Source organism: Tritonibacter multivorans (assembly GCF_001458415.1).
GTDB lineage: Bacteria > Pseudomonadota > Alphaproteobacteria > Rhodobacterales > Rhodobacteraceae > Epibacterium > Epibacterium multivorans.
Map to the genome: position 1 here is coordinate 371,262 of NZ_CYSD01000012.1, position 20,005 is coordinate 391,266.

Annotated in this window: 19 protein-coding genes; 13 read left to right on the forward strand and 6 right to left on the reverse strand. The window is 61.3% G+C overall.

All coding sequences use genetic code 11. The features are described from left to right. Nucleotides 1-292: 292 nt before the first annotated feature. The gene (locus tag TRM7557_RS03050) at nt 293-748 is read left to right on the forward strand and encodes a universal stress protein (protein WP_058288727.1); all 456 of its coding nucleotides are present in this window, start codon (nt 293-295) and stop codon (nt 746-748) included. On the opposite strand, the gene TRM7557_RS03055 is transcribed toward TRM7557_RS03050, so the two are convergent. Beyond that, nucleotides 745-1,353: a CGNR zinc finger domain-containing protein gene (locus TRM7557_RS03055; protein ID WP_058288728.1), complete on the reverse strand. Its 609-nt coding sequence runs from the start codon at nt 1,351-1,353 to the stop codon at nt 745-747. The two genes, TRM7557_RS03050 and TRM7557_RS03055, sit on opposite strands and share 4 nt — an antisense overlap. A 159-nt stretch (nt 1,354-1,512) precedes the next feature. On the opposite strand from TRM7557_RS03055, the gene TRM7557_RS03060 reads away from it, so the two are divergent. The 11 genes from TRM7557_RS03060 (at nt 1,513) to TRM7557_RS03110 (ending at nt 11,192) form a co-directional block, all read left to right on the forward strand. Further along, a complete protein-coding gene (locus TRM7557_RS03060) occupies nt 1,513-2,127 on the forward strand; it encodes an FMN-dependent NADH-azoreductase (protein WP_058288729.1) in 615 nt (204 codons plus the stop codon). 166 nt (nt 2,128-2,293) lie between these two features. Beyond that, nucleotides 2,294-2,857, forward strand: a complete 564-nt coding sequence (locus tag TRM7557_RS03065) for a NifU family protein (RefSeq protein WP_058288730.1) — start codon at nt 2,294-2,296, stop codon at nt 2,855-2,857. Then, entirely contained in the window at nt 2,847-3,293 is a 447-nt protein-coding gene (locus TRM7557_RS03070; protein WP_058288731.1) for a GFA family protein, read from the forward strand. The genes TRM7557_RS03065 and TRM7557_RS03070 overlap by 11 nt, the downstream gene beginning before the upstream one ends. After that, complete coding sequence (gene tsaB / locus TRM7557_RS03075) at nt 3,290-3,886, forward strand: tRNA (adenosine(37)-N6)-threonylcarbamoyltransferase complex dimerization subunit type 1 TsaB (RefSeq protein WP_058288732.1); 597 nt, start codon at nt 3,290-3,292, stop codon at nt 3,884-3,886. Before TRM7557_RS03070 ends, tsaB begins: the two co-directional genes overlap by 4 nt. Then, nucleotides 3,879-4,313 carry a GNAT family N-acetyltransferase gene (locus TRM7557_RS03080; RefSeq protein WP_058288733.1) on the forward strand — a complete coding sequence of 145 codons (435 nt, stop codon included), beginning with the start codon at nt 3,879-3,881 and terminating at the stop codon, nt 4,311-4,313. The genes tsaB and TRM7557_RS03080 overlap by 8 nt, the downstream gene beginning before the upstream one ends. Before the next feature lie 166 nt (nt 4,314-4,479). Further along, nucleotides 4,480-5,475, forward strand: coding sequence for a BMP family lipoprotein (locus TRM7557_RS03085; RefSeq protein ID WP_058288734.1), 996 nt, complete (start codon nt 4,480-4,482; stop codon nt 5,473-5,475). Nucleotides 5,476-5,681: 206 nt separating this feature from the next. After that, nucleotides 5,682-7,223 carry an ABC transporter ATP-binding protein gene (locus tag TRM7557_RS03090; RefSeq protein WP_058288735.1) on the forward strand — a complete coding sequence of 514 codons (1,542 nt, stop codon included), beginning with the start codon at nt 5,682-5,684 and terminating at the stop codon, nt 7,221-7,223. Next, nucleotides 7,224-8,318 carry an ABC transporter permease gene (locus tag TRM7557_RS03095; RefSeq protein ID WP_058288736.1) on the forward strand — a complete coding sequence of 365 codons (1,095 nt, stop codon included), beginning with the start codon at nt 7,224-7,226 and terminating at the stop codon, nt 8,316-8,318. It abuts the gene before it with no gap. Then, complete coding sequence (locus TRM7557_RS03100) at nt 8,318-9,325, forward strand: ABC transporter permease (protein WP_058288737.1); 1,008 nt, start codon at nt 8,318-8,320, stop codon at nt 9,323-9,325. Before TRM7557_RS03095 ends, TRM7557_RS03100 begins: the two co-directional genes overlap by 1 nt. Nucleotides 9,326-9,507: 182 nt before the next feature. Then, nucleotides 9,508-10,422, forward strand: coding sequence for a sulfite exporter TauE/SafE family protein (locus tag TRM7557_RS03105; protein WP_058288738.1), 915 nt, complete (start codon nt 9,508-9,510; stop codon nt 10,420-10,422). Beyond that, nucleotides 10,422-11,192, forward strand: coding sequence for a TIGR02186 family protein (locus tag TRM7557_RS03110; RefSeq protein ID WP_058288739.1), 771 nt, complete (start codon nt 10,422-10,424; stop codon nt 11,190-11,192). The genes TRM7557_RS03105 and TRM7557_RS03110 overlap by 1 nt, the downstream gene beginning before the upstream one ends. 235 nt (nt 11,193-11,427) lie before the next feature. Here TRM7557_RS03110 and TRM7557_RS03115 read toward each other — a convergent pair whose 3' ends face one another. The 5 genes from TRM7557_RS03115 to TRM7557_RS03140 form a co-directional block, all read right to left on the reverse strand. Further along, entirely contained in the window at nt 11,428-12,162 is a 735-nt protein-coding gene (locus TRM7557_RS03115) for an SDR family oxidoreductase (RefSeq protein WP_207382612.1), read from the reverse strand. Further along, a complete protein-coding gene (locus TRM7557_RS03120; protein WP_058288741.1) occupies nt 12,159-13,706 on the reverse strand; it encodes an ATP-dependent DNA helicase in 1,548 nt (515 codons plus the stop codon). The genes TRM7557_RS03115 and TRM7557_RS03120 overlap by 4 nt, the downstream gene beginning before the upstream one ends. A gap of 68 nt (nt 13,707-13,774) precedes the next feature. Then, complete coding sequence (locus TRM7557_RS03125; RefSeq protein WP_058288742.1) at nt 13,775-14,521, reverse strand: helix-turn-helix transcriptional regulator; 747 nt, start codon at nt 14,519-14,521, stop codon at nt 13,775-13,777. A gap of 273 nt (nt 14,522-14,794) precedes the next feature. Then, nucleotides 14,795-16,075, reverse strand: a complete 1,281-nt coding sequence (gene ccrA, locus TRM7557_RS03135) for a crotonyl-CoA carboxylase/reductase (protein WP_058288744.1) — start codon at nt 16,073-16,075, stop codon at nt 14,795-14,797. Nucleotides 16,076-16,225: 150 nt separating this feature from the next. Beyond that, nucleotides 16,226-17,677, reverse strand: a complete 1,452-nt coding sequence (locus TRM7557_RS03140; protein WP_058288745.1) for a 1-acyl-sn-glycerol-3-phosphate acyltransferase — start codon at nt 17,675-17,677, stop codon at nt 16,226-16,228. A 227-nt stretch (nt 17,678-17,904) separates the two neighbouring features. Between TRM7557_RS03140 and TRM7557_RS03145 the strand changes: the two genes are divergently transcribed. Then, the gene (locus tag TRM7557_RS03145; RefSeq protein ID WP_058288746.1) at nt 17,905-19,890 is read left to right on the forward strand and encodes a protein meaA; all 1,986 of its coding nucleotides are present in this window, start codon (nt 17,905-17,907) and stop codon (nt 19,888-19,890) included. Nucleotides 19,891-20,005 lie beyond the last annotated feature (115 nt).

The window sequence follows — 20,005 nt, forward strand, 5'->3', positions numbered from 1 at the left end:
CGCTCGACCCGCCCGGGCGGCGCAGAAAGCCGATTTCAAAACCAAATGCGCGGCTGAAAGCGGGGCTTTGACCCGCCCGGTGGCCTTCCCGTTATTTCACGTGAATCGCATCTGCGGCCGGGGCCCGCTGCGGCACACCGATTGGCCTTCCCGAATCTGCCCCTTTGGTCGCCCCCGCTGATCTGCCGCACTAATCTGCCGCACTGACCGGCCGCGTTGATCTATTGCCAGCACCCGGCCCTTACGCCACACTAAGCGCTACAGAAGACGTCTGAACAAAACCGAGGCCTTAATGCGCAAATTCCTAGTAGTCCTTGATGACAGCCGCGAATGTTTGAACGCCATGCGTTTTGCTGCCATGCGCGCGGCCAAGACCGGCGGCGGCGTTGAAATCCTGTCGATCATCCCCCCGGAAGAGTTCAATCACTGGATTGGCGTCGGCGAGGTGATGCGCGAAGAGGCCCGCGAACGCATTCACGCCCATTTCGAGGTCTTTGCCAAATGGATGCGCGACCGTCAGGGCGTGGACCCTGAGCTGGTCATCCGCGAAGGCGAAGCAGTGCCGCAGATCCTCGCGCAGATCGAAGCCGACACCGAAGTGGGTGTTCTGGTTCTGGGCGCGGCGGCGGATCGCAAGGGACCGGGGCCGATTGTCACCCAGCTGACCCGTTCGGCCGGCACCCTGCCCATTCCGATCACCGTTGTTCCGGGGGATATGAGCAAAGAAAAGCTCGAAGCGATCACCTAAGGCGCGGGATCGTCGCTGCCGTCTTTCTGCCGTGCCCGATGCGCGGCCGCTTTGGCGCGATTGCCGCAGATCGCCATGGAACACCAGCGCCGACGATTGTTGCGGCTGGTGTCCAGAAACCGGAAATCACACCCCGGCCCATCGCAGGTCTTCAGGCGGTCGGCGTCCGCTTCGCTGATCAGGCGTGCCATGTGATAGGACAGGATCGCCAAAAGATCCTCGGCGGTTTCAGTGCGCAGGTCTTCTTTCAGAACCGGCACGCCCTCTTCCATCTCCAATCGACAGCGCAGCTCTCCGGCGGCGATGTTCTGATTCAATAGCAGCACCAGATCGTCCCCCACCCCTTTGCTGCGGTAGGTTTCGCGGATGGTGCGGGCGAGCGCCGCAGCGATTTTCAGATCCACCGCAGGCAGGCCGGACAGCTGGGCTGTCTGCTCTTCGGTCAAAAACCCCGCCGCGCGCATCCAGCACAGCAGTTCTTCGCCGGTCTCCAACCAGTCCATATGCGTCCCGTAAGGCGCGCCGCAGGAGTTCAGAATCTCCAGACCCGGATGATCGGCAATCAGCTGCGGCGGCGGCAGGGTGCTTTGGGGGGCTTTGGTCACTTGCGCTCTCCTTACGGTCAACCGTCCCGCGCGATCACAGCGGTTTCACATTCGCGTTGGATCAGGCGTAACCGTCTAAATCTGTTTTGACAAGTTACTCGGGCCTACGTAACCGTCTAAGTGCAATTTAACTGGTTACCCAAATGTCAGGAGACCCCCATGTCGAAACTGCTCCATATCCTTGCCTCGCCCCGCGGGGCCGAGTCGAAATCCAATGCGCTGGCTGCCGCCTTTGTCGCCCGCCAGCAAGCCGAAGATCCGACGCTCGACGTTGACCGGCTCGACCTCTGGGCCGAAGACCTGCCCGCCTTTGACGGCGACCCGGCCGCCGCCAAGATGACGTTCTTTGGGGTCGGTGAAATGGATCCGGTCAAGGCGCGCGCCTGGGATCAGGTGGCGTCGATCACCCAGCGGTTCCTTGAGGCCGATCACATTGTCCTGGGTGTGCCCATGTGGAACGGCGGCGTGCCCTATAGGCTGAAGCATTATATCGACATTATCACCCAGCCGGGCATGCTGTTCGGCTTTGATCCAGAACGCGGGTATTTCGGCCTGCTGGAGGGCAAACGCGCCACCGTGATCACCACCAGCGGCGTCTGGGCGCCGGGGGCGGATGCGAAATACGGCGCTGATTTCCACTCGAACTATCTGGAGTGGTGGCTGAACACGATCGGCATCACCGATGTTCAGATGGTGCGCTTCCAGCCCTCGCTGCTGAGCGCGGACCCGCAGGCGGGCTATGATGCGGCGCTGGCGCAGCTGAACGCGCTTTGATCACCCTATATATACAGTACAGAAACAGGGGGCTCCGGCCCCCTGTTTCGTTAGGCCTGTTATAATATCGCAGCGATTTGGGCTTGGAATTAAGTTAGAATGGTTCTAAAACTTGACTTCAAGCGCGTCCGAACGCATATCGGAAGCACAAACGCGGAGATCCCTTATGTTCATCCAGACCGAATCCACGCCGAACCCGGCGACGCTGAAATTCCTGCCCGGCCAAACCGTTCTGGAAGCGGGCACCGCTGATTTCCCCTCCTCCGAGGCGGCAGGTACCTCGCCGCTGGCCACCCGCATCTTTGCGGTGGACGGCGTCACCGGCGTGTTCTTTGGCAATGACTTTGTCACCGTCACCAAAGCCGAAGGCATTGAGTGGGACCACATCAAACCCGCCATCCTTGGCGCGGTGATGGAACATTTCCAATCCGGCCAGCCGGTGATGGCCGCAGGCGAAACGCAGGCCTCGGGCCACGCCGAACACACCGGCGAAGATGGCGAGATCGTCAACCAGATCAAGGAACTGCTGGACAGCCGCGTGCGCCCGGCCGTGGCCCAGGACGGCGGCGACATCACCTTCCACGGCTTTGACCGCGGTGTGGTGTATCTGCACATGCAGGGCGCCTGTGCCGGTTGCCCGTCTTCGACGCTGACCCTGAAAATGGGCATCGAGAACCTGCTGCGTCATTATATCCCTGAAGTAACCGAGGTCCGCCCGGTTGCCGTCTGAGGCAACAGGCAAGACCTACACGGCGCGCTGCTATTGTGGCGCGTCCCGCCTGACGCTTTCGGCCGCGCCTTTGACCGCCGCCTTTTGCCACTGTGCGGATTGCAGACGATGGACAGGGGCGCCCGTGGGCGCCTTTGTTGCATTTGAAGCCACCGCTTTGCAGACGGATCTGGGCCCCGGTGTGTCCCATTCCCCCGGCGTCGCGCGCTGGAACTGCTCCAAATGCGGCTCCCCACTGGCGGCGACATTCGATTATCTGCCCGGGCAGGTCTATGTGCCCATCGGCATTCTGGACCAAGCCGCCGAGATTGCGCCGGAACACCACTGTCACAGCCAGTCCGCCCTGCCGTGGCTGCATATACACGACGGGTTGCCACATGACGCGGGCTCTGCCAGAGAGCGGTTGAACGCTGCTAACAAGGATCCCTCCGAATGACATCGACGCCGCTGGTTCTTGGATTTGACACCTCTGGCCCCCATTGCGCCGCCGCCCTGTTGCGTGGCGCGGATGTGCTGGTGAACCGGGTCGAAGAGATGGGCCGCGGTCAGGCAGAGCGTCTGATGGTGCTGCTGGAAGAGGTGCTGGCCGAGGCTGGTGTCACGTGGAACAATCTGGATGCGATTGGCGTGGGCGTGGGCCCCGGCAATTTCACCGGCATCCGCATTTCCGTCTCGGCCGCGCGGGGGCTGGCGCTGGGTCTGGATATTCCTGCGGTCGGCGTCGATGGGTTTGACGCAAGGGCCGCAGAGGGCGAGCTGGCCGCCGTGCCCGCCCCGCGCGATCAGCTCTATGCCGCGCTCGGGGATCAGGCACCGCGTCTGATGCCACGTGAGGAGGCCGAGGACGCCGCGCGCGATGCCGGGCTGACCTGTGCGCCCATGGCCACGCCCCCCGGTATTGCCGTTGCGATTGCCCGCGACGCGATGGCGCGGTTTGAAACTGAGACAGACGCCCCTGCACCGCTGTACCTGCGCGCCGCAGATGCCGCGCCGTCGTCGGACCAGCCGCCCGCGCTGATCGATGGCTGAGCTGCTGTTGCCTGCGCAGGCGGCGGATCTGGCCGCCACCCACAAGGCCGCGTTCACCCAGTCCCGCCCTTGGTCTGAAACCGAGATCGCCGATCTTCTGGACGATCGCTTTACCTTTGGCATTGGTGATGCGCGCTGCTTTGCGATTGTGCGGGTGATTGCGGGCGAAGCGGAACTGCTGACCCTTGCCACCCATCCCGACCACCAAAGACAGGGTTTGGCGCGCGCCCTAATGCCGCTTTGGCAGGCAGAGGCGCAGGCGCGTGACGCTACGGAAGTGTTTCTGGAAGTGGCAGAGGATAATGTTAGCGCACAACAGTTGTACCTGAGGGACGGATTCGCTCTTTTCGCGCGCCGCAAAGCCTATTATGCGCGACGCGGGGCGGCGCCTGTCGATGCATTGCTGATGAAACGTGCGTTTCTTTAAGGAAATTGCGCGGATATTCGACCGGATGGTCAAAAAACTGTTGACCATTTCGGAAAGCCGCACGCTAAATCGCCCTATAACTTGACCTAGGCCATTGCCGGGCGCGCCCGCATGGCACAGGATAAAAGGGTCTTTAAAGACCGGAACAAGACTTGGGAGTACGTGAATGACCCTCTTCAAAACGCTTATGGGCGCGGCCGCAACCGTTGCCCTGACCGCAGGCGCAGCACTGGCCGATCCGGCCGTTATCTTTGACCTCGGTGGCAAATTCGACAAATCCTTCAACGAAGCCGGCTACAATGGTGCCGAGCGTTGGGCGAAAGAAACCGGCGGCAAGTATCTGGAAATCGAACTGAAGTCCGAAGCCCAGCGTGAGCAGGCCCTGCGCCGCTTTGCCGAAACCGGTGCAAACCCGATCATCACCATGGGTTTCGCCATGAGCGCGCCGCTGGCTGAAGTTGTGGGCGACTATCCCGACACCACCTTCGTCACCATCGACGGCTGGGTTCAGGCGCCGAACGTGCACGTGATCGGCTTCTCCGAGCAGGAAGGTTCCTATCTGGTTGGTATGCTGGCGGCACAGGCCTCCAAGACCGGCACCGTTGGCTTCATCGGTGGCATGGACATCCCGCTGATCCGTCGCTTTGCCTGCGGTTACGCAGAAGGCGCGAAGGCTGTGAACCCCGATGCAACCGTCATCGCCAACATGACCGGCACCACGCCGACCGCATGGAACGACCCGGTTAAAGGCTCTGAGCTGACCAAAGCACAGATCGCACAGGGCGCGGACGTTGTGTACGCCGCTGCTGGCGGCACCGGTGTTGGTGTTCTGCAGACCGCCGCAGACGAAGGCATCCTGTCCATCGGCGTTGACAGCAACCAGAACCACCTGCACCCGGGCAAGGTCCTGACCTCCATGCTGAAGCGCGTTGACGTTGCCGTCTATGAGGTGCTGAAAGCAGGCGACGCGCTGGAGCCGACCATCCAGACCCTCGGCCTGGCCGAAGACGGTGTTGGCTACGCGCTGGACGACAACAACGCTGCGCTGATCTCTGACGAGATGAAAGCATCCGTTGAAGACGCAAAAGCAAAAATCATCGCCGGTGACGTGAGCGTTCACAACTACACCAGCGACGACAGCTGCCCGGCTCTGAGCTTCTAAGCGAAAGTCTTTCGCCCTGAAGCGAGAAAATCAGTGTGACGCAACGCTTGATTCCGCTTCAGGGCTTTGCATCATGGCCCGGAGGTCGTAATAGCACGGCCTCCGGGTTTGTATTTCCCAAACCCGGAACATGCGAAGTAACTAACTGGCGCGGCGCGACCCGGCTCCGTTAGCGCAACCGGTGATGAGGTGACAGGGGAGCCCACATGACGGCACCAGCAATCCAACTCAAAGGCATTTCCAAAGCCTTTGGCCCCGTCCAGGCAAACAAGGACATTTCCATCAGCGTAGCCCCCGGCTCTATCCATGGTATCATTGGGGAGAACGGTGCGGGCAAATCGACGCTGATGAGCATTCTGTACGGCTTTTACAAAGCCGACAAAGGTGAGATTTGGATCAAGGGCAATCGCACCGAGATCCCCGACAGCCAGGCCGCAATTGCGGCCGGTATTGGCATGGTGTTCCAGCACTTCAAGCTGGTCGAGAACTTTACTGTTCTGGAAAACATCGTGCTGGGCGCCGAAGACAGCGGCATGCTGATGCCGTCCCTGTCGCGCGCCCGCAAAGAGCTGAAGGCGCTGGAAGAAGAATACGAGCTTTACGTTGATCCCGATGCCCGCATCGATGAGATCGGCGTTGGCATGCAGCAGCGTGTGGAAATCCTGAAGGCGCTCTATCGCAAAGCGGAAATCCTGATCCTCGATGAACCCACCGGCGTGCTGACCCCGGCAGAGGCGGACCAGCTGTTCCGCATTCTGGACCGTCTGCGGTCGGAAGGGAAAACCATCCTGCTGATCACGCATAAAATGCGTGAGATCATGGAATATACCGACACCGTGTCGGTGATGCGCCGTGGCGAGATGACCGCAACCGTGAAGACCGCCGAAACCAGCCCGGAAGAGCTGGCAGAGCTGATGGTGGGCCGCAAGGTTCTGCTGCAGGTCGACAAAGTGCCCGCGAAACCGGGCAAGCCTATTCTCGAAATCCAAAATCTGTCGGTCACCGACAGCATGGGGGTGGAGCGGGTCAAAGGCATTGATTTGCAGGTCCGCGCAGGCGAGATTCTGGGCATTGCTGGCGTTGCAGGCAACGGCCAGTCGGAACTCCTTGAGGTGCTGGGCGGTATGCGCGCTGATCGGGGTCGCATTTCCGGTTCCGTGAAACTGCACGGGTCTGAGCTGCCGATGACCGGTGCGGGGTCGGATGCCCGTGCGCGCCGTGACGCCCATATTGGCCACGTCCCCGAAGACCGTCAGGCCGAAGGTCTGATCATGGACTTCCACGCCTGGGAAAACGTCGCCTTTGGCTACCACCGGGACCCGGCTTATAACGCGGGCCTGTTGATGGACAATGCCGCCCTGCGCGCCGACACAGAGCGCAAGATGGAGAAGTTCGACGTGCGCCCGCCGCTGCCGTGGCTGGCTGCGAAAAACTTCTCGGGCGGCAACCAGCAGAAGATCGTAGTTGCGCGCGAAATCGAGCGCAATCCGGATCTCCTGCTGATCGGTCAGCCGACCCGTGGCGTCGACATTGGCGCAATTGAATTTATCCACCAGCAGATCGTAGAGCTGCGCGACGCGGGCAAGGCCATCTTGCTGGTGTCGGTGGAACTGGAAGAGATCCTGTCGCTGTCTGACCGGGTCGCTGTGATGTTTGACGGCAAGATCATGGGCGAACGCGCCGCAGATCAAACCGATGAAAAAGAACTCGGCCTGATGATGGCCGGCGTCGCGGGGGAGGCCGCGTAAATGGACAAGATGCCAAAATGGGCCGATGTGGTGCTGATCCCGGTGATCAGCATCCTGCTGGCCGCACTCATTTCCGCCCTTGTGATCCTCGCAATTGGCGAAAACCCCGTTGAGGCGCTGAACCTGATGGTCAATGGCGCGCTCGGCTCCACCTATGGCTGGGGCTATACGCTTTATTATGCCACCAACTTCATGTTCACAGGTCTGGCTGTGGCCGTGGCGGCCCATGCGGGTCTGTTCAACATCGGTGGCGAAGGTCAGGCGATGCTGGGTGGTCTTGGCGTGGCGCTGTTCTGCCTGTATCTGCCCCTGCCCCATTGGACCATTGCGCTGGTTGTGGCGGCTGTGGGTGCGGGCCTGTTTGGCGCGGCCTGGGCGGCGATCCCCGCTTACCTGCAAGCCAAACGCGGCAGCCACATTGTGATCACCACCATCATGTTCAACTTCATCGCGTTTTCCGTGCTGAACTACATGCTGGTTGAGGTGCTGAAACCCCAAGGCGCAATGGACCCGGCATCGGCCAAGTTCCCGGCCGCGACCCATCTGCCGTCGCTGCATGACATTCTGGCGCCGATCGGGATCGAGTTCTCCAAATCCGCACCGGCCAACGTGACCCTGTTTGTGGCGCTGGCGGCCTGTGTGTTTGTCTGGGCGCTGATCTGGCGCACGCCGCTGGGGTACGAGATCCGCGCGCTGGGTAAATCCGAGCCCGCAACCCGTTACGCCGGTATTTCTTCGGTGCGCATCATTATGATCACCATGCTGATCTCGGGCGCGCTTTGCGGTCTGATGGCGATCAACAATGTGATGGGCGAAGCGGAACGTCTGGTTCTGAACGCCACCGAAGGCGCGGGCTTTATCGGCATCGCTGTGGCCCTGATGGGGCGCAACCACCCGGTGGGTGTGTTCCTTGCTGCGATCCTCTTTGGGTTCCTGTACCAGGGCGGCGCAGAGCTGGCGCTGTGGTCGTCGATCCCGACCGAGCTGATCGTGGTCATTCAGGCGCTTGTCATCCTGTTCACCGGCGCGCTGGACAATATGGTCCGGATGCCGATTGAAAAACTCTTCCTCGCGTTTCGGAAGGAGAAAGCCTGATGGATTTCCTGACACTCGTTCAGGTGCTGGACAGCACCGTCCGTCTGGCCACCCCCTTGCTGCTGGCCTGTCTGGCGGGCCTGTTTTCCGAACGTGCCGGCATCTTTGACATTGGCCTTGAAGGCAAGATGCTGATGGCGGCCTTCTTCTCGGCGGCTGTGGCAGCGATCACCGGCAATGTCTGGTTTGGTCTGCTGGCAGGTATTGGCTCTTCGCTGGCGCTGTCGGGTCTGCATGGTGCGGCCTCGATCACCTTCCGGGGCAACCAGCTGATCTCTGGTGTGGCGATCAACTTCCTCGCCTCGGGTCTGACGGTTCTGATTGCGCAAAGCTGGTTCCAGCAGGGTGGCCGCACGCCCTCGCTGTTGTCCGGTGGCCGGTTTGAACCGATTGAGCTGCCCTTTGCCATTGGCCCGACCGAGGCCGCAGAGACCGGCCGCCGCCTGTCTGATCTGCTGTCTGAGGCCAATGTGCTGCAACAGGTCTATTCGGAGCTGATCTCGGGCCATTCGATCATCGTCTACCTTGCCGGTCTGTGTGTGTTCCTGACCTGGTGGGTGCTGTTCCGCACGCGCTTTGGTCTGCGCCTGCGCGCGGTGGGGGAAAACCCGGCAGCCGTGGACACTGCGGGTATTTCCGTGATCCGTCTGCGCTTTGCCGCGATTGCGATCTGCGGCGTGCTGTGTGGTATTGCCGGTGCTTACCTTGCAACCGGTCTGCAAGCAGGCTTTGTCAAAGAGATGACCTCGGGCCGTGGTTATATCGCGCTGGCGGCGCTGATCTTTGCCAAATGGCGCCCGGTCGCAGCCCTGTGGGCCTGCCTGCTGTTCGGTCTGCTGCAGGCGATTGCGCTGCGCTTCCAGAACATTGATCTTGGCGGCTTTGTGGTTCCGGTTCAGTTCATGGAGGCCCTGCCCTACATCCTGACCGTGGTGATCCTGGCTGGTTTTGTCGGCAAGGCGATCCCGCCGAAAGCCGGTGGTCAGCCCTACGTCAAAGAACGTTAAGCCACCGCGTAAAGATGCAAAACAAAGAGAGCCCCCGCCCAAACGGTCGGGGGCTTTTTTTAACGCCTGCAGATCCTGCCAGCCCTACGATCTGTGGCACGCCTGCCCAGTCACAAAAATATGCTGCTTTGCGGCACGGCTTGCTGTTGATTTACGCAGTCTGCGGCGGTTTAAAGTGAAACATGATGATCTACCTGCCCATTGCCGAAGTTGCTGTGAACGCCTGGATCGTGCTCGGGCTTGGCGGGCTGGTGGGCATTCTTTCTGGCATGTTTGGCGTTGGCGGCGGCTTTATTATGACGCCTTTGCTGTTTTTCATTGGCATCCCGCCTGCGGTCGCCGTGGCCACGGGGGCCAATCAGATTGTCGCCTCCTCCGTGTCGGGCGTGCTGGCCCATCTTCAGCGTAAAACCGTCGATCTGAAAATGGGCGCGGTGCTGCAGGCAGGCGGTCTTGCGGGCGCGTTTTGCGGTGTGGCACTGTTCAACTATCTGAAGTCTCTGGGCCAGGTCGATCTGTTTGTGACCCTATGTTACGTGATTTTCCTGGGCGTTGTGGGCGGCTTGATGTTCATCGAAAGTGTGAACGCCTGGCGCAAAGCCAAAAGCGGCGCGGTCCCGAAACGGTCGCGGCACAGCCCGATCCACGGCCTGCCGTTCAAGGTGCGGTTCCGCACCTCCGGGCTTTATATTTCGGTCATCCCCCCCATTGCTGTGGGGTTTTTCGTGGGCGTTCTGACCGCGGTCATGGGGGTTGGCGGTGGTTTCATTATGGTGCCTGCGATGATTTACCTGTTGGGCATGCCCACCAAGGTGGTGGTTGGCACCTCGTTGTTTCAGATCATTATTGTCACCTCGGCCTCGACCATGCTGCATGCGATCACCAACCAGACCGTGGATATTGTTCTGGCGGTTCTGCTGTTGATTGGTGGCGTTGTGGGGGCACAGTTTGGCACCCGCATTGGTGTGAAACTGCGCGCCGAACAGCTGCGCATTCTGCTGGCAACGCTGGTTCTGCTGGTCTGCGGCAAGCTGGCGCTGGATCTGCTGCTGGAACCAAGCGAGCTTTATACGCTTGCCACCCCGGGGAGATCGTGATGCGCCGTCTCTTGTCCCTGCTGGCGATCTGCCTGCCCCTGCTGGTGCTGTCGCGCACGGCTACTGCCGAAGAGGTGGTGCTGGGCCTGAGCCAGGATCAGGTGGCGATCACGGCTACGTTCAACGGGTCGGAAATTCTGATTTTTGGCGCGGTGAAACGCGAATCCCCCCTGCCTGATGGGGCGCCGCTGGAGGTTCTGGTCACCGTCTCTGGCCCGCAAGAGCCGGTGATGGTGCGCCGCAAAGCGCGCGAGGCCGGGATCTGGGTCAACACCGACGCGGTGCTGGTGGATCACGCGCCCAGTTTCTACACGGTTGCAACCTCAGCGCCTTTGACACAGGTGCTGAGCGACACCGAAGACCTGCGCCACGATGTGTCGATCCGCCGGGCAATCCGGCTGGTGGGTGCGGGCGTGGAAGATGGGGCTGCGTTCTCCGAAGCCGTGATCCGCATTCGCGAAAACCGGGGGCTGTATTCCCTGCGGGAAAACACCGTGGCCGTGGATCAGCAGACCCTGTTTCGCACCGCGCTGTCGATGCCCGCGGACCTGACCGAGGGGCTTTATGCCACCCGTATTTTCCTGACCCGCGGCGGTGAGGTTGTGTCCCATTACGAGACCACGATTGAGGTGAGCAAAGTTGGTCTGGAGCGGTTTCTGTTCAACCTGTCGCGCCAGCAGCCGGTGCTCTATGGGATTTTGGCGCTGGTGATCGCCTCTCTGGCCGGTTGGGGCGCTTCGGCCGTTTTCCAGGCGCTGCGCCAACGCTGACGCCCCGCCCCGCAGGCAAACGCTCCCGCCCGTCGTTTGATCATCAAAGATGATCTCCTCCGGTTGGGCCTGGCAGCCCTCGCTGCGCGCGGGCTGCGGCCCCGTATGCGGCACATGTTTCGCGCCACAGCAGCGGCTGGGGGCGCGCGCCTTGCGGCCCGCAAGGCGCGCTTTGCCCAACGGGAGCGGACGCTCCGCGCCAGCGGAGGATCCGGCGACGGGCGGGAGCGCCCCCTCAGCCGCGGCCGATGTAGGGCATTTTGGTCGCCATCACGGTCATGAACTGGACATTTGCCTCCGCTGGCAGCTCTGCCATATGCAGAACCGAGGCTGCCGCATCCGCCACATCAAAACTGTCCAAGGGGGCCGCGTCCGGGTTGGCCGCGGCGTGACGGGCAGACAGTTCCGCCACCATCGGCGTATGCGCATTGCCGATATCGATCTGACCACAGGCGATGTCAAAGGCGCGGCCATCCAACGACAAAGACCGGGTCAGCCCGGTGATCGCGGCCTTGGTCGCCGCATAAGGCGCGCTTTGCGGGCGGGGCACATGGGCCGCGATCGAGCCGTTGTTGATGATCCGCCCGCCCTGCGGGTCCTGCCTGCGCATGGTGCGAAAGGCCGCGCGGGCCGACAGGAACATGCCTGTCAGGTTCACATCCACCGACCGCTGCCAGTCTGCCAGCGGGATCTCATCAATCAGCCCGGGCGCCGGAAAAATCCCAGCATTGTTGAACAGCACGTCCAGCCGCCCCGCCTGCGCAACAAAGCGATCAAAGGCCTGATCCACCTGATCCGCCTGCGTCACATCTGCGGGAATTACGATGGCACGATCTTGGCCTGCTGCCATCTGCTCCAGCACCTCAGCGCGGCGCGCCAGAAGGCCAACCGTCCAGCCGCGCGCGAGAAACAAGTCGGCAACGGCCTGACCAATCCCGGAACTGGCCCCTGTGACGATGACGGTTTTCATAATAGGTCTGCCTCCTGTGTTTCCAGCGTGAGAGTCGGCGCGGCGGCGGCGCGCAGGTCATCCACCGGCAGGCCCAGCGTCGGCTTGGCCAGACGATTGCGCACCACCCAGATCAGCCGCGATTCTGCGCGGGTGATGGCCACATAGGCCAGCCGTTTCCACAGGGGCTGCCCCGCCTCTACCCGTCCCATGCGGGCGGCGGCAAAGATATCGGGGGCAAAGACCTGCGCCGTATCCCATTGGGAGCCCTGCGCCTTGTGAATTGTCACCGCCGCCCCGTGCAAAAACGTCGCCCCCATACGGGCGGCAAAGGGGATAAAGGGTTCTTCTTCGTCAGGTTTTTCGATTTTCACGATGGAGGCCGCCGAGACCTGTGGATCCTCCGCCCCCATCACATGCAGGCGGGAAAACCCCGGCTTGCGACCGGGACCGAGGTAGACCACCTGCGCGCCCTTGATCAGGCCGCGGGCCTCCAGATCCAGCCGTTTCTTGCGGTGTTTCAGCGGCAGCTCAATCCCGTCGCAGATCAAGGGTTCGCCGGGCAAGAGCTCGTCTTCGGGGGCGCCGTGGACCGCGCGAAAGGCGTTGATCAGGCGAATGCGCGTGTTGTTGCGCCAGACCAGAACGGGTGAGCGCGCCATCAGGTCCACCTCCACCCGTTGGCCCCAGACCACCCGTTCGTCGCGCCGGGCGCTGTCTTCGATCATCCGTTCAAAATCCTCGAACCCCAGCTGCGGGTCGGCCAGCGCATGGGCAAGATCAAGGATCGGGTTGTCGGCCTTTTGGCGGTGAATGCGGTTGAGGATCAGGCGGCGCGGCTCTGGCAGTTTGTCAAAGACCATCGATCCCGACTGATTGACCGGCGCCAGCTGCGCCGGGTCGCCAAACAGCACAAGGTTCGGGAAGATTTCTTTCAGATCCTCGAACTGGCGGTCATCCAGCATGGAGGCCTCATCAATGAAACCAATGTCCAAGGGTTCGTCCCGCCGTTTCCAGCCGGTGATAAAATCGGACCCGCGCAGTCCCGCCGCGGCCAGCGCGCCGGGCATGGATTTGTTCTGCTCGTAAAACGCTTTGGCCCGCGCCAAAGCTTCTTCGGTGAGTTCTTCCAGATCCGGCTGTTCGCCGTGACCGGCCAGCCATTCGGCGATTTTTTCATATTCCGGGTCATAGACGGGCGTGTAGAGAATGCGGTGAATGGTGGTTGCGGGCACGCCGCGCAGGCGCAGGACCGAAGCCGCCTTGTTGGTGGGCGCAAGGATCGCCAGCGTGCGCTTTTCGGTTTTCTTCTTGCTCTCGTAATCGCCCGAGACGACCTCGACCCCCGCCGCTTCCAGCGCCTTGTAAAGCTGCGCCAGCAGCAGGGTTTTGCCCGAGCCCGCCTTGCCGATGACGGCCAATGTGCCACCCGCCCCTTTGGGCGATTGCAGCAGCTCTTCTTCCAGATCGACGCCCGCATCGCGCAGGGCGGCTGTCACCGCATCAAAGGCTGCGGCCTGATCTTCGGAAAACTGCACGGCTGGGGGTTTGGCAGGCTCTGTCATATGCGCTTTTCTCTGTTGTTGGCGCGACCCTACAGGGGTGGGAAGTCGGGCACCAGAGGGGCGAGAGGTTAAAGCGCGATCAGCCCGGTCGCCACGGCCTTGGCAACCGCATGGGTGGTGTTCTGAGCCCCCAGTTTCTTGCGGGCGGTTTCAATATAGACCCGCAGCGTGTGTTCGGAAATATCCAGCGCTTCGGCGGCTTTGGCGCGGGATTTGCCTTCGGCAAGAAGGGCCAGGCTGGCCAATTCGCGCGGCGACAGGGCCTGGCCTTCCATAGCATCGCCTGCGCGGTCTGGCTCTGTGCTCAGTTCCAGAACCACGCGGTTCAGGTAGTGCCCCAGCAGGATCAGATCGCGACCACTGGCGTCTTTGAATGCATCCCAAACCGGTTCCGCCCAGTCACTGGTCACGGAGAGCACCGCATACTGACCGCCCGGTCCGCGCAGCGGGACAGAGTAGCCCTGCCGCCCTACCCCATGTGACATGGCATCCCGCCGATAAGCCGCAGAGAGCCGCCCCGACCAATTGAGATCCCGCCAGTCCACCGGGTCAATCGCCGAAAAACAGCCGGTCAGCACCGGGTCCGCCCGGAAATAATCCCGTTCGATGTAGCGGGTTTTCCAGTCGTCGCCGAGGCTGGTCAGCTTGTGGCGTCCACCCAGCTTGTCGATCCAGAGATAGGCCACGTGGGCCAGTTCAAAATGGTTTTGGATCGCGTGAAGCACCCCCGGCACATCCGACAGATCGGTCAGCCGTTCGATCTGTGCCAAAATCCCGTCCAGGCCGTCGGGTTCGGCAACATCATCACGCGCCATTGTCGCCCCCCGCACCCTTCAAAACACGCACGCCCCCAAAGGGGCCCCAACAGGCCCCCCAGCACGGGTCACAGTCAAAAGAGTGAGCGCAGATGTGATAAAACAATTTCAGGGCCTTTCAGGCGATGGCTTCACGCTAGCCCCACGCCGGGACAACAACAACAGCTTTGGCAGTATGCTTACCGGCCCTCACCCTGTTTTTACGACAAAAACACCCGCAAGCGACCGCCTGCGGGTGTTTGTTAAGTTTCATGATCCCAAATTGGGCGCTGTTTAGCCTGCGACGACCTCTTCCAGCGTGCGCAGCCCGGTGCGCGGCGCCTGAACCAGAACGGACATGTTGCCCGGCTTGTGTTCGTTGCGCAGCATTTTCATATGCGCATCCGGCAGCTCGGCCCAGGGGAAGACCTCGGACATGCAGGGGTCCAGACGGCGTTCGACCATCAGCTGGTTGGCCGAGGCCGCCTGCTTCAGGTGGGCAAAATGCGAGCCCTGCAGGCGCTTCTGGTGCATCCACATATAACGGACGTCAAAGGTACAATTGAAGCCCGAGGTACCGGCGCAGATCACAACCATGCCGCCCTTTTTGACGACGAAGGTCGAGACCGGGAAGGTCGCCTGACCGGGGTGTTCGAACACCATGTCGACATTGTTGCCCTTGCCGGTGATGTCCCAGATCGCCTTGCCGAACTTGCGTGCTTCTTTGAACCACTCGGCATATTCGGGGGTGTTCACGGTGGGCAGCTGGCCCCAGCAGTTGAAGTCCTTGCGGTTCAGAACGCCTTTGGCGCCCAGCCCCATGACAAAGTCACGCTTGCTTTCATCCGAGATCACGCCGATCGCATTGGCGCCTGCGGTGTTGATCAGCTGGATCGCATAGGAGCCCAGACCACCCGATGCACCCCAGACCAGAACGTTCTGGCCCGGCTTCAGATCGTGGGGTTCGTGGCCAAACAGCATCCGGTAGGCGGTCGCCAGCGTCAGCGTGTAGCAGGCGCTTTCTTCCCAGGTCAGGTGTTTCGGACGCGGCATAAGCTGCTGCGCCTGAACGCGGGTGAACTGCGAGAACGACCCGTCCGGTGTCTCGTAACCCCAGATGCGCTGGCTGTCGGAGTACATCGGATCGCCACCGTTGCAGTGCTCGTCGTCGCCATCATCCTGATTGCAGTGGATCACAACTTCGTCGCCGACTTTCCAGCGCTTGACCTTGTCCCCCACGGCCCAGACGATGCCAGAGGCATCGGAACCGGCGATGTGGTAGGGCTGCTTGTGCACGTCGAACATAGAGATCGGCACACCAAGCCCCGCCCAGACGCCGTTGTAGTTCACGCCCGCCGCCATCACCAGAACCAGCACCTCGTTGCTGTCGAGTGTCGGCACGTCGACAACCTCTTGCAGCATCGCCTTGTCCGGCTCGCCCTGACGCTCGCGGCGGATCGCCCAGGCGTACATTTGCTTGGGCACATAGCCCATCGGGGGCATTTCACCCACTTCGTAAAGGTCTTTTTCCGGTGCGTCGTACGTTGCGATGCTGTCCTGCGTGTCCAGAGCCATCTCGGCCTCCCTCAGCGATTTGTCCCATGTTTCAGTTGGTTTGGCGGCTCTGCCCTGGGCTGTTCGCCGCAATGCAGAATCGCTCGTCCTATCTGAGGAATAAGAACGGGAGGGTAATATTGCAACCTCTTTCGCTACGTCAGAGCAATTTTATAACCTTGCAGATGCAGCATTCTCTGCAACTGCGTCCGTGGCTGTGCCTTCGTATAGGTCTGGTGCCGGGTCCGGAGGGGGCATCAGATGGGCGATTGAATTGGCATAATAGGACATCAGATCCGCCTGTCCGTCCCGAATGGTCAGGCGTCCGTCCGCCCCTTCGCGGAGCAATCGGCGGCGCAACAACTGCCGCAGCGCCACGTCAACCGCATGGGCCTCTCCGCCTTCGGGCAGGTGCAGATGAGCAAGCGGCAGATCCGCGGTCAGCCGGGTGATTTCCGCCTCCAGACCGGCGCGATCCATTGCTCCCCGGTGCAGCAGGATCCAGGCCACCACCGGCACCGGCGCCAGTGGCACCGCCTCTCCGATCCGGGCCATCAGTTCCCGCGACAGGGCTTTGGTGCGGGCATCCTGGCTGCGGTCTGCGGCGATCTCGGACAGGGACAGGGGGCGGCCAAAGCTGACCGCAGCATAACCAAACCGGTGATACCGTCCGGTCAGCCACAGCCAGAACTGGCGCAGCATGCGGAACATGATAATTCCGATCCGCGCCTTGAAGCGGCGCTGGCCAATACGTGCGGCCGAGGTCAGGATCTTGTCCTCGAGCACCCGGTCATAGTTCAGCGCGACGGGAACAAAGACCACGTCTTTGCCGTCCTGACCATTCTGCGCCTCGCTGCCTTCGACGATGTATTTCAGCAACCCCAGCTTGGCCTGCGCCATGGCACCATCCAGCGATAGCCCGCCTTCGGGAAAGATCGCCTGGGTCACGCCGCCCTTGGTCGCCAGCCGCACATAGGCCGCAAGAACCTTGCGATAAAGTTCGTTGCGGGACCGGCGGCGGATAAAGTAGGCGCCCATGGCCCGGATCAGACGGCTGAGCGGCCAGACACGGGCCCATTCCCCCACCGCATAAGACAGCGCCGAGCGGTCCGCCGCCAGATAGGTCACCAGAACGTAATCCATGTTCGACCGGTGATTCATCACAAAGATCACCGTGGCGTTTTTGTCGATGCCCGCGACCGAAGGTTCATCCACATGGGCGACCCGAACGCGGTAAATCGCATTGGACAGGAACCGCGCCGCGCGAATGGCAAAGCTGAAATAAGCCACGGCGGAAAACGAGGGCACAATTTCACGGGCGTAGCGGCGGGCCTCTTCAAAGGCCACGTTTTCCGGCACGCCTGCCTCGGCTGCGCGCTCGCTGACCGCCTGCATGACCGCAGGATCGTGGATCAGGCGCTGGATCATGTCATAGCGGCGCGCCAGCTTGAAGGGCTCGATCGGGCGCTCCAGCCGTTTGTTCAGACGTCTGACCGCCGTCTCCAGCCGCCGCCGGAAGAACCAGCGCACCGAGGGAAACAGGAAATGCGAGGCAAAGGTGACCACTGCAAACAGCAGGATCAGCACAAAAAGCCAAAGCGGGAGTTCAACAGTCTGAGTCATAGCGCAGTCTTGCCTGCACCCGTCCAGCGAGACAAGCGCCACGCGCGGCAACAATCGACCTTCCTGCGCCCTGCCCACCGTATTTCACGCAACAAAGACGTCACGGAAATCACATCCGCCCTCGTCGCTGCATCGCGGCGAATTGACAAGGGTCGAAAATTCCAGTTTACATCAGCCAAGCGAAATAAAATTACCCATCCGTGATTCATCCCGTGAGGAGGCCCGCCATGACAAACGCGCAGAGCGACCAGTCCCAAGTCCGCCAAAAGGACCGCCCCTGGCTGATCCGTACCTATGCCGGTCACTCTACGGCGGCGAAGTCCAATGCGCTGTATCGCGCGAACCTTGCCAAGGGTCAGACCGGCCTGTCGGTGGCCTTCGATCTGCCGACGCAGACAGGCTACGACAGCGATCACGTGCTGTCGCGCGGCGAGGTGGGCAAGGTCGGCGTGCCCGTCTGCCATCTGGGCGATATGCGCACCCTGTTTGATGAAATCCCGCTCGAGCAGATGAACACCTCGATGACCATCAATGCGACCGCGCCGTGGCTTTTGTCGCTTTATATTGCGGTGGCCGAAGAACAGGGCGCGGATATTTCCAAGCTGCAGGGCACCGTGCAGAACGACCTGATCAAGGAATACCTGAGCCGCGGCACCTATATCTGCCCGCCGCAACCCAGCCTGAAGATGATCGGGGATGTGGCCGAATACTGCTATAAGCACGTTCCCAAATGGAACCCGATGAACGTCTGTTCCTACCACTTGCAGGAAGCAGGCGCGACACCGGAGCAGGAGCTGGCCTTTGCGCTGGCCACAGCCCAAGCGGTTCTGGACGAACTGCGCCCGCGTGTCTCGGCCGAGGATTTCCCCCGCGTGGTGCAGCGGATTTCCTTCTTTGTGAACGCAGGCATCCGCTTTGTGACCGAGATGTGCAAAATGCGCGCCTTTGTCGATCTGTGGGACGAGATCTGTCAGGAACGCTATGGGGTTGAAGACCCCAAGGCGCGCCGTTTCCGCTATGGCGTGCAGGTGAACAGCCTTGGCCTGACCGAGCAGCAGCCGGAAAACAATGTCTACCGTATTCTGATCGAAATGCTGGCGGTGACCCTGTCGAAAAAAGCCCGCGCCCGCGCGGTGCAGCTGCCCGCGTGGAACGAGGCGCTTGGCCTGCCGCGCCCCTGGGATCAGCAGTGGTCGATGCGGATGCAGCAGATCCTGGCCTATGAAACCGACCTTCTGGAATATGGCGATCTGTTTGATGGCAACCCGGCGGTGGATGCCAAGGTGGAAGCGCTGAAAGAAGGTGCGCGCGCCGAATTGAAAACGCTTGAAAGCATGGGCGGCGCGGTGGCCTCGATCGAATATATGAAGTCCCGCCTTGTGGATTCCAACGCCGAGCGGATCAATAAGATCGAAAGCAATGAAACCGTTGTGGTTGGTGTGAACAAATGGACCGAGGGCGAGCCGTCGCCGCTGCAGACCGAAGACGGTGGTATTATGGTGGTCGACCCGGCGGTGGAGCAGGAGCAGATTGCGCGCCTGAACTCCTGGCGCAGCACGCGGGATGCAAAAGCCGTGGCCGAGGCCCTGGCGGACCTGCGCGAAGCGGCCCGAACTGGCGCAAACATTGTGCCGCCCTCTGTCAAAGCGGCCAAAGCCGGTGTCACCACCGGTGAATGGGCGGAAGAAATGCGCAAGGTCCACGGCACCTATCGCGGCCCGACCGGCGTGTCGGCGTCGCAGTCAAATATGACCGAAGGGTTGGATGACCTGCGCGAGGCGGTCAACGCGGTCTCTGACCAGCTGGGGCGTCGTCTGAAGTTCGTGGTTGGCAAACCGGGTCTGGACGGCCATTCCAACGGAGCAGAGCAGATCGCCTATCGCGCCCGCGACTGCGGTATGGACATTACCTATGACGGCATTCGCCTGACCCCGCAGGAGCTTGCCGACAGCGCCGAAAAAGACGGTGCCCATGTGATTGGCCTGTCGATCCTGTCGGGCAGCCATCTGCCTTTGGTCAAGGACACGCTGGCGCAGCTAGAGGACGCGGGGCTTGGTCACGTCCCTGTTGTGGTTGGGGGGATTATTCCAGATGATGATGCGGTGAAACTGCGCGAAATGGGGGTCTCCAGAGTCTATACCCCTAAGAATTTCGAGCTGAACGCGATTATGCACGACATTGTGAATCTCGCAAAACCGGATCAAGATCGTTAAATCCTCCAATAAATCCGGCATTATTCAGCCTGCGATTTAAAAATATAAAAATAGATGCTGATTAGCATCTGGCATTCGCGCAATAACTAGCTTATTGCGCGAAATTCTTCGTGGT

Coding starts and splice junctions, on each gene's coding strand:
- ccrA (WP_058288744.1), bottom strand. CDS start 16,075: ATGGCTCTGGACACGCAGGACAGCATCGCAACGTACGACGCACCGGAA.
- TRM7557_RS03105 (WP_058288738.1), top strand. CDS start 9,508: ATGATGATCTACCTGCCCATTGCCGAAGTTGCTGTGAACGCCTGGATC.
- TRM7557_RS03145 (WP_058288746.1), top strand. CDS start 17,905: ATGACAAACGCGCAGAGCGACCAGTCCCAAGTCCGCCAAAAGGACCGC.
- TRM7557_RS03095 (WP_058288736.1), top strand. CDS start 7,224: ATGGACAAGATGCCAAAATGGGCCGATGTGGTGCTGATCCCGGTGATC.
- TRM7557_RS03120 (WP_058288741.1), bottom strand. CDS start 13,706: ATGACAGAGCCTGCCAAACCCCCAGCCGTGCAGTTTTCCGAAGATCAG.
- TRM7557_RS03050 (WP_058288727.1), top strand. CDS start 293: ATGCGCAAATTCCTAGTAGTCCTTGATGACAGCCGCGAATGTTTGAAC.
- TRM7557_RS03115 (WP_207382612.1), bottom strand. CDS start 12,162: ATGAAAACCGTCATCGTCACAGGGGCCAGTTCCGGGATTGGTCAGGCC.
- tsaB (WP_058288732.1), top strand. CDS start 3,290: ATGACATCGACGCCGCTGGTTCTTGGATTTGACACCTCTGGCCCCCAT.
- TRM7557_RS03080 (WP_058288733.1), top strand. CDS start 3,879: ATGGCTGAGCTGCTGTTGCCTGCGCAGGCGGCGGATCTGGCCGCCACC.
- TRM7557_RS03085 (WP_058288734.1), top strand. CDS start 4,480: ATGACCCTCTTCAAAACGCTTATGGGCGCGGCCGCAACCGTTGCCCTG.
- TRM7557_RS03100 (WP_058288737.1), top strand. CDS start 8,318: ATGGATTTCCTGACACTCGTTCAGGTGCTGGACAGCACCGTCCGTCTG.
- TRM7557_RS03065 (WP_058288730.1), top strand. CDS start 2,294: ATGTTCATCCAGACCGAATCCACGCCGAACCCGGCGACGCTGAAATTC.
- TRM7557_RS03125 (WP_058288742.1), bottom strand. CDS start 14,521: ATGGCGCGTGATGATGTTGCCGAACCCGACGGCCTGGACGGGATTTTG.
- TRM7557_RS03140 (WP_058288745.1), bottom strand. CDS start 17,677: ATGACTCAGACTGTTGAACTCCCGCTTTGGCTTTTTGTGCTGATCCTG.
- TRM7557_RS03110 (WP_058288739.1), top strand. CDS start 10,422: ATGCGCCGTCTCTTGTCCCTGCTGGCGATCTGCCTGCCCCTGCTGGTG.
- TRM7557_RS03060 (WP_058288729.1), top strand. CDS start 1,513: ATGTCGAAACTGCTCCATATCCTTGCCTCGCCCCGCGGGGCCGAGTCG.
- TRM7557_RS03090 (WP_058288735.1), top strand. CDS start 5,682: ATGACGGCACCAGCAATCCAACTCAAAGGCATTTCCAAAGCCTTTGGC.